The following is a 13,518-nucleotide window of genomic DNA, read 5'->3' as shown; positions in this document are numbered from 1 at the left end:
GAATTTGCTTAAAGACACGCCCATAATTTAGTGCGGCAGAAGACTAATTTTCTGCCGCAACCTCATTTTTTCTTCGCAAAATTTCCCCGCACTTTTTACACAAATACTGATTCTCGCCTCGTACCACTTTATTATGTCTTCTAATAGTTAATTCATGATTTGAAGGACATGCGCAATGGTAGGTAAATGTTTTACTTTTTACTGTACTGACGGAAAAATTATGGGTACGGCTTGGGCTTACTTCAAGCACACTTTGCATCATCCATTTCCATTCATTGCCATGAGGTAAAATACCCTTGCGTCCATAAACACGATAAACCAGTAAATGGGCCAGTTCATGAGGAACAACCTCATCAATAAAGTTATCAGGGTTTTCTATCAATAATATTGGGTTGATACGAATTTCCCATTCTTTGAGATAAGCACTGCCTGCGGTGGTTCCTCGTTGCTTATAGTTAACGATAGGCTCTGGAAATTTTTGTTCCAATTTTTGCTCTGCGAGGGCAATTTTGGCTCGCAATGTCTGCATGACACGCTGTTGTAAAAAGATAGGGACTCGAATTGTTTTTATCCTATAAATTGTTTTTGTTTTATAAATAGTACGCGATGGTAATTATATCTAGCTAGCAATAATTGACATTTAATATATTAAAAAATATATTGTAATTATATATAACATAGCCAATGTTTGTGGGTAATATGAATAATAACACATCAGAAGCACAACTTAGTGCAATGAAACTGGCGGCGATTCAAACCGCGGCGCGTTTAAAAATACTCGGAAACCCTGATCGGTTAATCATATTATGTCAGTTAACTCAGGGGGAAGCATGTGTTAGTGAGCTCGAGGAGACCTTGGGTATTCTACAGCCGACTTTATCACAACAGTTAACGGTATTGCGTAATGAAGCGTTTGTTGTCACACGTCGTGAAGGAAAACGTATTTATTATGCTATTGCGGATGAAAAATTGTTCATATTATTGAACACATTATATCAACTTTATTGCCCTGTTCAGGAGAAATAAAATGACTATCGATTGGGCTCATTTTACACCTTTGTCGGCTGCACTCGGTGGGGTATTGATTGGTTTAGCTGTCGCATTATTATTGGTTTTTAACGGTCGGATAGCAGGTATTAGCGGTATTTTAGCCGGTATATTGAAACCAATTAAAGGGGATATCGGATGGAAAGTCGCATTTATTTTAGGGATCATGATAGCGCCGTCATTATTCATTTATTTCGCTTATAGTCCAGAGGTTGTGATAACGACAAGTATGCCAATTTTAATTCTTGCTGGCTTATTTGTTGGATTTGGTACTCGTTTAGGTGGCGGCTGCACTAGTGGTCATGGTATCTGTGGTATGGCTAGATTCTCCCGTCGTTCAATAGTCGCAGTACTGATTTTTATGGTTGTGGCTTTTATTACGGTTGCTATCTCTAATAGTTATGGACTAGGGGGATAATAATTATGCCAATTCTTATCGCATTAATTTCAGGTTTATTATTTGGATTAGGACTCATTATTGCAGGAATGGGGAATCCCGCTAAAATCCTCGCTTTCTTAGATATAACCGGTAATTGGGATCCATCTTTGCTGGTGACTATGGCCGTTGCTATGGCAATTAGCGGCATTGCTTTTGCGTTAGTTAAAAAGCGTAAAAGCAGTGTATTAAATTGCCCAATTCAAATTCCAACCAATCAAAAAATAGACGTAAGTTTAGTGACCGGAAGTATTTTTTTTGGTGTGGGTTGGGGACTTGCCGGTATTTGTCCGGGACCTGCATTATTATTGACTGGAATGGGGATTATTCAGGGTGTTATTTTTACCCTAGCGATGATTGCGGGTATGGCTATTTTTCAATTTAGTCAAAAAAATTAGCTAGATAAATAACGATAATAAAAACATTAAAATAGTTTAGCTGATAGTTTGATATGAGATAGATAAACAAAAACCCATCCTAGGATGGGTTTTTAGTTGAGCGATAGAATGTTAAATATAGCTCAATAAAATAGTCAATTAAGCGTACTTAAGCAGCGATTTATAAACCCGCGGCTGCACGTAAGATTTCTGCTTTATCTGTCTTTTCCCAAGGGAACAGGGAACGACCAAAGTGACCGTATGAAGCGGTTTGTTGATAGATTGGGTGCAACAAGTCAAGCATTTGAATTAGGCCGTAGGGACGTAAATCAAAGAACTCACGCACTAGCGTAATGAGTTGCTCTTCCGAAACTTTACCAGTACCAAAAGTTTCTACCATAATGGATGTGGGTTCAGCAACACCGATAGCGTAGGACACTTGGATTTCACAGCGATCTGCAAGACCTGCGGCAACAATATTTTTTGCTACGTAGCGTGCTGCATAGGCTGCTGAGCGGTCAACTTTAGAGGGATCTTTACCTGAAAACGCGCCGCCACCATGACGAGCCATACCGCCGTATGTATCAACGATAATTTTACGTCCGGTTAAGCCGCAGTCTCCCATAGGTCCACCAATAACAAAACGGCCTGTTGGGTTAATAAAGTATTTAGTTGCTGATGAAAGCCATTCTGCGGGTAGCACAGGTTTGATGATTTCTTCCATCACGGCTTCATGCAAATCTTTTTGATGAATATCTTCAGAGTGCTGAGTTGATAAAACAACCGCATCAATACCGACAATTTTATGGTTATCGTATTTAAATGTGACCTGACTTTTTGCATCTGGGCGTAACCACGGAAGTGTCCCATTTTTACGCACTTCAGCTTGGCGTTGCACTAAACGGTGAGCAAACGTAATCGGTGCTGGCATTAATACGTCAGTTTCATTTGTAGCATAACCAAACATGATACCTTGGTCACCTGCGCCTTGCTCTAATGGGTTTTCACGGTCAACACCTTGGTTAATATCTGGTGACTGTTTACCAATAGCGCTCAATACAGCACAAGAATTAGCATCAAAGCCCATGTCTGAGCTGGTATAACCGATTTCACGAACGGTTTTACGTGTAATTTCTTCAATATCAACCCAAGCACTGGTGGTGATTTCTCCTCCAACCATTACCATACCTGTTTTGACATAGGTTTCGCAGGCAACGCGTGCTTTCGGGTCTTGTTCAAGAATAGCATCGAGGACTGCATCAGAAATTTGATCAGCAATTTTATCCGGATGCCCTTCTGATACAGACTCAGAGGTAAATAGGTGTGTGGCCATTAGATTGATACCTTAAAAATTCGCAGAATTATAATTGGATGTTTTAACATCTAGACGTCTATTTATCTATTTTAGTATCATACCGTAAAAAATTCTAGCTGTTTTTATATTAAAAACGAAGTGGGGCATAAAATGGCAATTCGCAAAATATTATCTCGATTCATGCAATTTGGTTTTGCATTTTTGGTCTAATAGATGTATAAACTGCGACCGTAACGGATGGTTCTTGTTTCCCGTTATATACCAGCAGAACAAACAAGTTATCTGCTATCTATCAGGAATGTTTATAATCTTTTGAATTTCAATGAAAAACATGCTGAAAACACAGCTAACTTGAAGTTTTAAAGCATAAACAGTTATATTGGGGGTTAATGGGCTATGATCCATAATCTACTGAATAACAGTGTCCAACCGTCATATGCGGATCGCCGCGTGACATTGGCTTTTACTTTCCTGTCTTTTTTTACTTCATCACGAAGTTACCGTCACACCTATCTTATGTCCTTAAATCTTAGTCAGTAATTAGCTAAGCTTAAGGGCATATATTGTCACCGTTTAGAAGTTCTAAGCACTTTTAATTTAAATCTGAGTATAGCAATTTCCCTAGCATAACCGCCTAGCGGTATCATGTCTTTGACTGATATTTGACTGGAAAGAGAACGCGTCACTCACCCCTCCATACTAGGAGTTTATAATGAATGATAATATCGCTCGCAAAATGCGCCAGACGTACAACATCGCGTATTGGGGCGGAGGTTACTATCAGGTGAATGAACGCGGAAATGTCTGTGTTTGCCCTAACCCTGAAAGTCCTGACACCGTTGTTGATTTGGCTGAACTTGTTTATCAAGTGAAAGAAGAGCAACAGAGTCTGCGTTTACCTGCACTATTTTGCTTTCCGCAAATTCTACAACATCGTTTACGTTCGATAAACGCAGCCTTTAGGCGTGCCCGTGAGTCGTATGGCTATAAAGGCGATTACTTTCTGGTCTATCCCATTAAGGTTAATCAACAGCGTCGTGTGATTGAATCTCTTGTCAATTCAGGAGAGCCTTTAGGGCTAGAAGCTGGCTCTAAAGCTGAACTCATGGCAGTGCTCGCGAATGCGGGACGTACTTGTACTGTGATTGTCTGTAACGGCTATAAAGACCGTGAATATATTCGATTGGCACTTATTGGTGAGAAACTGGGTCATAAAGTTTACCTCGTCATCGAAAAAATGTCCGAAATCGAAATGGTGCTTAAAGAAGCTGAAAGCTTGAATGTAACGCCTCGTTTAGGTGTTCGTGCACGTCTCGCATCTCAAGGTTCAGGAAAGTGGCAGGCGAGTGGTGGGGAAAAATCAAAATTTGGTTTAGCCGCGACGCAAGTTTTGCAGTTAGTCGAAATTTTACGTAATGCGAATCGCTTAGATAGCTTGCAATTATTACATTTCCATCTCGGATCTCAGATGGCGAATATTCGTGATATTGCGACAGGTGTGCGAGAGTCGGCGCGTTTCTATGTTGAGTTACATCGTATTGGCGTCAATATTCAATGTTTTGATGTAGGTGGCGGTCTGGGTGTTGACTATGAAGGCACTCGTTCCCAATCTGATTGTTCAGTTAACTATGGGCTAAATGAATACGCTAATAACGTTATTTGGGCAATTGGTGACGCCTGTGAAGAATTTAATCTACCTCACCCAACCGTTATCACTGAATCGGGTCGTGCTCTTACTGCGCATCACACGGTCTTAGTGTCTAATGTTATCGGGGTAGAGCGTAATGAATTTACGAAAACCTCTGCGCCAAGTGAAGATGCGCCACGCTCACTGATTTCTTTGTGGGAAACGTGGGAATCAATGCAGCATCAAGGTAATAGTCGTTCACTACGCGAATGGTTGCATGATAGTCAATTTGACTTGCAAGAAGCGCATACCCAATATGCTCACGGAGTATTAGATTTAACTCAACGTGCTTGGGCAGAAGAGCTATACCTCAATATTTGTCGTCGTATCCAGCAAGACTTAGATCCAAGCAACCGAGCACATCGCCCGATTATAGATGAGCTACAAGAGCGTATGGCAGACAAATTCTATGTGAATTTCTCTTTGTTCCAATCGCTACCGGATTCGTGGGGTATTGATCAAGTTTTCCCAGTATTACCAATTGAAGGCTTAGATAAACCTTTAGACCGACGAGCTGTCGTACTTGATATTACCTGCGATTCAGATGGCATCATCGACCACTATGTTGATGGCGATGGCATTGAAACCACAATGCCAATGCCAGCTTATGACCCAGAAAAACCACCGATGATAGGTTTCTTTATGATAGGCGCCTATCAAGAAATATTGGGTAATATGCATAATTTATTTGGTGACACCGCAGCGATAGATGTATGGGTAGACAGCCAAGGCAATGCGCGTTACTTACAAAGTGAAGAAGGTGACTCTGTCGCAGACATGCTGCAATACGTCAAATTAGTGCCGGAAGTGCTATTAGAAAGCTTCATTGAGCAAGTAAAAGGCAAAGGTCTGAGCGAGCAGTTACAAAAAGACTTTGTAGAAGAATTTGAAAATGGGTTGTATGGTTATACCTATCTCGAAGACGAGTAAATGCTCGTTATATTTCGCATTATAGCGTTGTTGGCTTCACTCGGTTACCCGAATCACATACTTTATGTATGCTCATCGGGTGCCCTCAATTGCCGCCTAGCTACAGTTCGAACTATTTAGAGCTAAGGTTATGCAAAAAAACATAGTTTGTTTATTATTTGTACTGAATGAAATTGATTAGGTAAAACTACTCGAACCAAATATTAAAAGGGCTTACTAACGGGTAGGTCCACTTTGAGGAACAGAAATGATTAATAGTACATTAGATAATCAGTTCGATAATTCATTGGTTTCTAACGCTTTTGGTTTTATGCGTTTCCCTCTGAATTTTCAGCCATACAGCTCAGATGCTGATTGGGTCATTACTGGTGTGCCATTTGATATGGCAACTTCAGGACGAGCGGGGAGCCGTCATGGTCCTGCTGCTATCCGTCAAGTTTCCACCAATCTTGCTTGGGAAGAGAAACGTTGGCCGTGGGATTTTTCTGTAACAGATTATTTGAAAGTGGCAGACTGCGGTGATGTAGTATTTGCATTTGGTGATGCACAAGATATGTGTAATAAACTGCAAGCACATATCGAAAAATTACTGGAATCGGGTAAACAATGCTTAACATTTGGTGGTGACCACTTTGTTACTTTGCCTTTGTTACGTGCTCATGCTAAACACTTTGGTAAAATGGCATTAGTCCACTTTGATGCACATACCGATACTTACGGCAACGGTAGCAAATTTGACCACGGAACTATGTTCTTTCATGCACCGAATGAAGGTCTGATCGATCCAAAGCATTCTGTTCAAATTGGTATTCGTACAGAACATGATACTGATAATGGTTTCACTGTACTGGATGCTGCTCAGGTTAACGATCGTGGCGTTGAAGACATGATTGCACAAATCAAGCAAATCGTCGGTGACATGCCTGTTTATCTGACATTTGATATAGATTGCCTTGATCCTGCATTTGCACCGGGAACTGGAACGCCAGTTATTGGTGGGTTGACTACCGACAGAGCACTAAAATTGTTGCGTGGCATACAATCATTGAATATCGTTGGAATGGATTTAGTGGAAGTTGCACCAGCTTATGACCAATCTGAAATTACAGCGTTGGCAGCTGCAACTATCGCATTAGAAATGTTATACATTCAAGCAGCTAAAAAAATAGCAAAATAATATTATTTATAACGTAAAGGCCGTCTTAATCCGATGGCCTTTGTTTTAAATATCTTCTGATGTCCTGCCTATTAGTACAATTAATCTACCAAATAAAATAAATCGCACTTTTTGCTTGTTTATATCACCTTAATTATTAACGTTAAATTCTTCTCATTCCGCTCAGATACTGTTTTTCTATCGTGATTAAACAGAGATTAAAATTAATTTAGTTTAATGTTTCATTTTAATTAATAATTATGGTTTAAAATTATTATTTTGTAACTTGTTGTCATTATTGTTAACTTATTATTAAGTATTAATCAGCCGTTTTGGCTATCGCTCAGGTGGAGAGAGAGATGAGATTAAAGAATAAAGTGATTTTAGTGACTGGTGCTGCACAGGGTATTGGCCGCGGTATTGCCTTACGTTTGGCTAAAGAGGGTGCGGATATTGCGTTAGTCGATCTGAATAAAGACAAACTCAGTGATGTAGCTAAAGAAATTGAAGCACTAGACCGTAAAGTGACAACATTTACCGCCGACATCAGTCAACGAGATGAGGTTTTTGCTGCGGTTGCTCATGCAGAGGCACAACTAGGTGGTTTTGATGTGATGATCAACAACGCAGGGATTGCGCAAGTAAAACCTATCGCAGATGTTCGCCAAGAAGATATGGATTTGATTTTTAGAATTAATGTCGATGGCACCCTGTGGGGGATCCAAGCGGCTAGTGAAAAATTCATACAGCGAAAGCAAAAAGGTAAAATCATTAACGCATCCTCGATTGCGGGTCATGATGGTTTTGCGATGCTTGGCGTTTACTCAGCAACTAAATTTGCTGTCCGTGCATTAACCCAAGCTGCTGCAAAAGAGTACGCAAGCGCAGGTATTACTGTCAACTCCTATTGCCCAGGTATTGTTGGGACAGATATGTGGGTTGAGATTGATGAACGTTTCTCTGAGATCACCGGAACACCAAAAGGTGAAACATATAAAAAATATGTTGAAGGGATTGCATTAGGACGTGCGCAGACACCAGAAGATGTTGCGGGTCTGGTTACATTCTTAGCTAGTGATGATTCAGACTATATTACAGGGCAATCAATCTTAACGGATGGCGGTATAGTTTACCGTTAATTAAGACGAATATTTATTTTGGTTAATGTTAATAGCCGTATCAAATAGATAAGATACGGCTATATTATTGCAGGCTATCTTTAATAATATGTATGTGTGATATCTGATATCGATATACTAAATTTATTGTTAATCATTATCGCGAAATTAACGATTGCAAAATAGCGTTGGCTTGTGTCCAAAGTAATGAACCGCCTTCATCGGCGAATAAATGGTATTCACAATTAGGGAAGCGTTTTGCCAGTGTTTGACCAAAATCAGGTGAATGAACCGAGCTGACATCTAATTTGCCATACCATAGAGAAACTGGGCAGTGAATATCTTCAGGATCAAATTGCCAAGGTTGAAGTGTGATCAATAAATCTTGTATATAACCTTGATTACCTTGGTTAAATGCATGTTCCATACATTGGCTGTATGCAGGAAGAAAGCTATCTTCGCTATAAATATTTTGGTCAACTTCAGCACTACAATTAAGAATAAAAGCTAATAACCATTGAGATGTGACATTTCTAAGTAGCCAATCAGATAAAGCTTCAGGGGTATTAATTGCTTGCTCTTGCATATTAATGATATCAGATCTAAGTAACGCCTTAGTGGCCGGATATTCAAATTGGTCTTGACCCGAAACAAGCGAAAGGGAAACCGGTGCAGCATAATGGGCCAATGCCATTGCAAAGACTGCCCCTTGTGAAAAACCGATTACTGAAAAGTCTTGAATGTGCTGAGCGGCTAATAAGAGTTGAATTTCATCAGCAAAACTTTTCAGTGATTTTTGTGGATCTTGTGTTGAATAGCCTAATCCTGCTCGTTCTGGAACAATAAGACGAAGATTAAGAGCTTCAAGCAAATCAATGCCGAACCCTAGGGAGCCACTCATACCTGCACCTGTGCAGAAGATAACAGGGAAACCTTTTTTAGGGCCAGACTCATACCAAGACAAATTACGTCCATCTGGAAGACTCATCGATAGTTGTCGTGTATTCGTGAGTTTATTTTTATACATTGTACATTCCTAAAAATGGGATAACACACTTTCATCACGATGAGTTTTATTTTCTAAATGTCGCGAAAAATGTAAGTCTTATCATTTATCCAAATGATAAGTTGATAGTAGCGATTTTAAATTAATAAAGAAGTAAAATGCAAAATCTAATCTTCATAATAGTAATATTTTATAGATAAAGGTGGTGCTATGGCATTCTCAGAATCTGAAAAGCAAATTTTATTAGCCGTAAAAGGGGTAGGTCCCATGGTTATTAGCCGTCTTGAGCAAATGGGATTTAGTTCATTGCAACAGCTGAGTGAGGCTTCGTATGATGAGATTTTAATCTCAGGCGCAGCATTAACAGGCTCAAGTTGTTGGAAAAATAGCCCTCAAGCTAAAAAAGCGGTAGAAGGTGCTATTGCAGCAGCTAAGCTTTCCGCTAATTAGTTTTATTTTTTGACACTTAATCTCTAGTTTTCCATTTTTTACTGCGCAAAATGTTAAGCACTTGGACTGCCATCGAGAAGAACATAGCAAAATAAATGTAGCCCTTAGAAACATGAACTTGTACGCTTTCTAATATCAACGTAAAACCAACTAAAATTAAAAATGATAATGCCAATATTTTAATAGAAGGGTAGCGATCGACAAAATCCCCAATTGATTTGGCGGCAAACATCATAATTAAAACCGAAATGATCACTGCGGCCATCATGATGAATAGATGGTCAGACAACCCAACGGCAGTGATGACGGAGTCTAAACTAAAAATAATATCGAGCAGCGCAATTTGGAAAATAGCCGCCCAAAATGAGCTTATTGGTTTTTGTATAAAGTTATCTTCTTCTCCTTCGATGGTGTCAAAAATTTCCTGACTAGCCTTCCAGATAAGAAAGATGCCTCCGGCACATAAAATTAAATCACGAGCAGAAACCATGTGTTCTGCGATGGTAAATAATGGTGTTGTTAAACGTGCCAGCCAAGCAATAGAGGCAAGTAAAGCAAGGCGCATTGCCATTGCTGCAATCAGTCCTATGCGTCTAGCACTGTGCTGTTGATGGGCGGGGAGTTTACTGACGACAATACTTAAAAAAATAATATTATCGATACCTAATACAATTTCGAGAATAGTTAAGGTTGCTAATGCCATCCAAGCATGAGGATCAAGAAGCCACTCAAACATCTTTGTACCTTTAAAATTAAGTATTTTTAAACAGTGATAGCGATATATTATCGTCTGTTTTGGTACAGGCGGTAATTAGATTCGTTAATTTAAATTAAAATGCCTTGCTAATAATGGTGCTGTAAAATCTTTTTTCAAATAAAAACCGCGGGGTAGGGTCAAAATCGGTTGGCCAAATTCACCAATTGCCTCCGTTAATGCTTTGTTATTCGCCGCTTTTGGGCGAATTTGTAGTACCTGACCATGACGCGCTGTAATTGCTTCAACTTTACCTAGCACAATTAAATCCATCAGTTCTTCCCAGTCTTGTCGCAGTAATTGTTCCTCAAGTGGTGATGGGCTCCAAATTAATGGGTTAGCTACCCGTCGTAGTGCTAAGGGAATTTGCCGTTCTCCTTCGATGGGAAACCAAAGAACGCGAGATAGTTTACGCCTTACATGACTATTTTCCCATGTTAAACCGCTATTTCCTGTTAAAGGAGCGACAGAAACAAACGTCGTTTCAAGTGGAATGCCTTGGCTGTCAATGGGAATTGTTTTTAGTTCAATGCCAATATTGGCAAAGTCTTGTTCTGCTTTACTGCCCGCCGTCGCTCCTAAAAAATATTCAATGAGCATACCAACCCAGCCTTTATCGCGCTTTAAATTAGGTGGGATAGGAAGCCCTGCCATTTGAGCTAATTCTCCTAATGTATATCCAGCAAGCGCTCGCGCTCTATCCATTAGGATAGATTCATTTTCAGGCGGTAGTGGTGACGTAAATTGCATAATATTTTTAAGTGTTATGTTTTAGGGATAGTTATTTTTTGTGAATTATTTTTGTATGAAAATTAATCAAAAATAATTAACGATGTGGATAGAGTATAACACTTTTTCATTATTATTTTTAATGGCATGATTTATATGAATATAATCTTTATTTTGTTAATGAAAATTTTATTATTTTTCGGGTTATTCAACTTCATCCCGAGATAATCACAGGGTCATGCACTAGGTTATCCACAGGATTTCTGGATAACTGTCAAAAGCAGTGATTACTGTGTGCATTTACAGGCTTGACGGATGCGGTTATTTGAACTTTGTCACATAATTTGATTAAGTTAAACCCATTAGTTGTGGATAAATCAGACATTGTTTGATCTTTGTTCAGTTCAAGTCTTGGAGAAAATTCAGGATAAAACTAACAGTGGATAAAAAAGATTTTTTTGTCATATCTTATTGAATTTTAATTATTAATTTTATTATTTATATCTGTACTAAAAATAGAGGATTGGGATATACCCTGATTACTATCTGGTTGTTAACATAGATATCCACAGAAAAAGTGAATAACATCCTTGTTACGCTCTTTTATTGTTTATAACTATTGCTATTTCTGTTAATTATCCTCAGAGGGCTTAAACCATGCTGATTTAAAGTCAAACCAGCCAAAAGTATTCATTCTCACGCCGCGCATTGTGCGTTGACCTTGAAGTTCTAGCCAGTGATGAAAAATAGGGTGAAAAACGTGCGTATCAATTAAGCTTTTACACCATGATTCAATATCTAATTTTTTGTTACGCCATTGGTCTAGTTCATTTTCTAATGTTTCCCCAAGGCACTTACGTAATAAGGGCATTTCATACAAAGTCGCAAAAATGGAAAACTCAAGTGGTTTGAAAAAATTAGCAGTTGTCAGCCAGATATCACTATCAGCATTACCATTGAACCAATCATTATAATCGATGATGTTAATTTTGAGTTCGACGCCTTGACTGTACAAAACTCGCTTCATTATCTGGCTGATCGCAATAAATTCATGATGATGGCTATAAAACGTAACGGTAAGCTCGGTTAAATCGGTAGGTTTAGGAAGGGCCGTGAGCATTTTACTGTGATGCCAATGCAGTAGTAATCCATAAGCCGGAGCCCAGTGACGTTGATAATAAGGCTCACAGTGCGCCAATAAATTTACTGGAGTTAAAAAACTACATAACCATTGGCGGATATCCTCTCGCGGAAATAATTTAGAACGTTTATCCATGAGTAAAAAATAACAACCTTCTTCCATGCGACTTTCTAACGAATTATTATTGTTTTTATCACTATCCATTTTTAATGTGGAACAAACCATTTGTTCTGCAAGTTCAGGCACAACCCAAATAGTGACTTCATCGAGTAAGGCGCGGTAGCCAAAATAGCGGTCGAAGGCGGTGATCGACAACTTTTGAGGGAGATTTTTTTCGACTTGATAAGGCCCTGTACCAATAGGATATTGACTGAAGTTCTCTATACTTTCCCATTCTTTTGGCAAAATAGCAGCGTGGGGGCTACCTAATAGCCAAAGAAATTGTTTATCAGGCCGACTCAGTTTTATATCAATGACATAAGGTTGTGGGGAAGTCACTGATTCAATATGTGAAAACAACGGCCAACCGTTTTTCAAACGTAGCAATGAGTGAATAACATCATCGACAAGCATTTCACGACCATGATGAAAGTAGATAGCAGGACGTAAATAAAAACGCCATTCACTGTCATTATGATTTTGCCAATGATGCGCTAAGCCATCTTCAACTTCCCCTTTTTCCTCATTTATATGAATTAAACCATTAAAAATTTGGCTGATTAAATGAATTTCAGAGCGTCTAATCGGTATTCCAGGCAGTAAAATAGGGAAATCACGATAATAAATAATGCGCAGCAGGTTTTTACCTTGTCGATAACTACGCTCTAGCTCAGATAAAACCAGTTGCCGAATAGTCTCTTTATCGCCGACTAATGCAACTAATTTATCAATACTTTCATCTTTTAATAAACGTTCTGCTTGGGCTTGTTGTAGTTCTAATCCATTGACATGAAAAAGTAATGCTGAGCGTTTACCTCGTCCCGATTCCGCTTGCCAACTCAGCCAGCCTTGCCGCTGCATATTATTAAGCAAGGTACGAACATGGCGCCTAGAGCAAAATAAAGTGTCCGCAATATGCTGCAATGTAGTCTCACTATTTTGCCCCTGAAAATTTTGCCAAAGGCGAATAAATTGTGTCTGTAAACGTGGGCTAGACATAAAAGAGGAACTCCGACAAGTATTACATCAATATTAATTTCCTAGAATCGGGTGATAATAGGTTCCAGTAAGTAGCTCGATTGGTCTACAACTTGTAGGCAACTCCCCCTTTATGAGTAATGGTATATATTACCAAGCCGGCGATAGCCGGTTTTTTTTATCCTCGTCATATATCCTCGTCATATTTTGTTCCACAGCCGTGTTGGCTTCACTC

General features: G+C 39.2%; 13 protein-coding genes. 7 read left to right on the top strand and 6 right to left on the bottom strand.

The annotated features are described in order from the left end of the window. Window positions 1-43 precede the first annotated feature (43 nt). The gene (locus AAZR93_RS07315; protein WP_434719651.1) at window positions 44-571 is read right to left on the bottom strand and encodes a SprT family zinc-dependent metalloprotease; all 528 of its coding nucleotides are present in this window, start codon (window positions 569-571) and stop codon (window positions 44-46) included. 128 nt (window positions 572-699) lie between these two features. Here AAZR93_RS07315 and AAZR93_RS07310 point away from each other — a divergent pair, with 128 nt between their 5' ends. The 3 genes from AAZR93_RS07310 to AAZR93_RS07300 are packed head-to-tail and all read left to right on the top strand — an operon-like array spanning window position 700 to window position 1,881. Beyond that, window positions 700-1,026 (top strand): ArsR/SmtB family transcription factor, encoded by a 327-nt coding sequence (locus tag AAZR93_RS07310; RefSeq protein WP_294103181.1) that lies wholly within the window; start codon window positions 700-702, stop codon window positions 1,024-1,026. A 1-nt stretch (window position 1,027) separates the two neighbouring features. Beyond that, complete coding sequence (locus tag AAZR93_RS07305) at window positions 1,028-1,465, top strand: YeeE/YedE family protein (protein ID WP_434719379.1); 438 nt, start codon at window positions 1,028-1,030, stop codon at window positions 1,463-1,465. A gap of 5 nt (window positions 1,466-1,470) precedes the next feature. Then, window positions 1,471-1,881, top strand: a complete 411-nt coding sequence (locus AAZR93_RS07300; protein ID WP_434719378.1) for a DUF6691 family protein — start codon at window positions 1,471-1,473, stop codon at window positions 1,879-1,881. Between the two features lie 160 nt (window positions 1,882-2,041). Here the strand turns inward: AAZR93_RS07300 and metK are convergent, their stop codons facing one another. Then, window positions 2,042-3,193 (bottom strand): methionine adenosyltransferase, encoded by a 1,152-nt coding sequence (gene metK / locus AAZR93_RS07295; protein WP_294103187.1) that lies wholly within the window; start codon window positions 3,191-3,193, stop codon window positions 2,042-2,044. Between the two features lie 694 nt (window positions 3,194-3,887). Between metK and speA the strand changes: the two genes are divergently transcribed. From speA to AAZR93_RS07280, 3 genes are all read left to right on the top strand, one after another. Beyond that, on the top strand, window positions 3,888-5,792 hold the full coding sequence (gene speA, locus AAZR93_RS07290) for a biosynthetic arginine decarboxylase (RefSeq protein WP_294103190.1): 1,905 nt from the start codon (window positions 3,888-3,890) through the stop codon (window positions 5,790-5,792). 247 nt (window positions 5,793-6,039) lie between these two features. Further along, entirely contained in the window at window positions 6,040-6,969 is a 930-nt protein-coding gene (gene speB / locus AAZR93_RS07285) for an agmatinase (RefSeq protein WP_294102583.1), read from the top strand. A 338-nt stretch (window positions 6,970-7,307) separates the two neighbouring features. Then, on the top strand, window positions 7,308-8,087 hold the full coding sequence (locus tag AAZR93_RS07280) for an acetoin reductase (RefSeq protein WP_434719377.1): 780 nt from the start codon (window positions 7,308-7,310) through the stop codon (window positions 8,085-8,087). A 136-nt stretch (window positions 8,088-8,223) separates the two neighbouring features. Here the strand turns inward: AAZR93_RS07280 and AAZR93_RS07275 are convergent, their stop codons facing one another. Then, window positions 8,224-9,093, bottom strand: a complete 870-nt coding sequence (locus AAZR93_RS07275) for an alpha/beta fold hydrolase (protein WP_294102588.1) — start codon at window positions 9,091-9,093, stop codon at window positions 8,224-8,226. Between the two features lie 189 nt (window positions 9,094-9,282). Here AAZR93_RS07275 and AAZR93_RS07270 point away from each other — a divergent pair, with 189 nt between their 5' ends. Beyond that, window positions 9,283-9,522 (top strand): helix-hairpin-helix domain-containing protein, encoded by a 240-nt coding sequence (locus tag AAZR93_RS07270; protein ID WP_294102591.1) that lies wholly within the window; start codon window positions 9,283-9,285, stop codon window positions 9,520-9,522. Window positions 9,523-9,538: 16 nt separating this feature from the next. Here AAZR93_RS07270 and AAZR93_RS07265 read toward each other — a convergent pair whose 3' ends face one another. The 3 genes from AAZR93_RS07265 to sgrR all read right to left on the bottom strand — a co-directional run bounded on the left by AAZR93_RS07265 (window position 9,539) and on the right by sgrR (window position 13,304). Next, the gene (locus tag AAZR93_RS07265; protein WP_294102592.1) at window positions 9,539-10,258 is read right to left on the bottom strand and encodes a TerC family protein; all 720 of its coding nucleotides are present in this window, start codon (window positions 10,256-10,258) and stop codon (window positions 9,539-9,541) included. Window positions 10,259-10,342: 84 nt separating this feature from the next. Continuing rightward, window positions 10,343-11,026, bottom strand: a complete 684-nt coding sequence (gene mutH, locus AAZR93_RS07260; protein WP_294102595.1) for a DNA mismatch repair endonuclease MutH — start codon at window positions 11,024-11,026, stop codon at window positions 10,343-10,345. Between the two features lie 610 nt (window positions 11,027-11,636). Beyond that, a complete protein-coding gene (gene sgrR, locus AAZR93_RS07255; RefSeq protein ID WP_434719376.1) occupies window positions 11,637-13,304 on the bottom strand; it encodes an HTH-type transcriptional regulator SgrR in 1,668 nt (555 codons plus the stop codon). Window positions 13,305-13,518: the final 214 nt, after the last annotated feature.

The organism is Providencia sp. Je.9.19 (assembly GCF_051129765.1).
Classification (GTDB): domain Bacteria; phylum Pseudomonadota; class Gammaproteobacteria; order Enterobacterales; family Enterobacteriaceae; genus Providencia.
This window is presented reverse-complemented; position numbering and strand designations above follow the sequence as displayed.

Bases quoted from the DNA above. Each gene is read 5' to 3' on its own strand.
- AAZR93_RS07305 (WP_434719379.1), top strand. From the start codon at position 1,028: ATGACTATCGATTGGGCTCATTTTACACCTTTGTCGGCTGCACTCGGT.
- AAZR93_RS07265 (WP_294102592.1), bottom strand. From the start codon at position 10,258: ATGTTTGAGTGGCTTCTTGATCCTCATGCTTGGATGGCATTAGCAACC.
- sgrR (WP_434719376.1), bottom strand. From the start codon at position 13,304: ATGTCTAGCCCACGTTTACAGACACAATTTATTCGCCTTTGGCAAAAT.
- AAZR93_RS07270 (WP_294102591.1), top strand. From the start codon at position 9,283: ATGGCATTCTCAGAATCTGAAAAGCAAATTTTATTAGCCGTAAAAGGG.
- speA (WP_294103190.1), top strand. From the start codon at position 3,888: ATGAATGATAATATCGCTCGCAAAATGCGCCAGACGTACAACATCGCG.
- metK (WP_294103187.1), bottom strand. From the start codon at position 3,193: ATGGCCACACACCTATTTACCTCTGAGTCTGTATCAGAAGGGCATCCG.
- speB (WP_294102583.1), top strand. From the start codon at position 6,040: ATGATTAATAGTACATTAGATAATCAGTTCGATAATTCATTGGTTTCT.
- AAZR93_RS07300 (WP_434719378.1), top strand. From the start codon at position 1,471: ATGCCAATTCTTATCGCATTAATTTCAGGTTTATTATTTGGATTAGGA.
- mutH (WP_294102595.1), bottom strand. From the start codon at position 11,026: ATGCAATTTACGTCACCACTACCGCCTGAAAATGAATCTATCCTAATG.
- AAZR93_RS07275 (WP_294102588.1), bottom strand. From the start codon at position 9,093: ATGTATAAAAATAAACTCACGAATACACGACAACTATCGATGAGTCTT.
- AAZR93_RS07310 (WP_294103181.1), top strand. From the start codon at position 700: ATGAATAATAACACATCAGAAGCACAACTTAGTGCAATGAAACTGGCG.
- AAZR93_RS07280 (WP_434719377.1), top strand. From the start codon at position 7,308: ATGAGATTAAAGAATAAAGTGATTTTAGTGACTGGTGCTGCACAGGGT.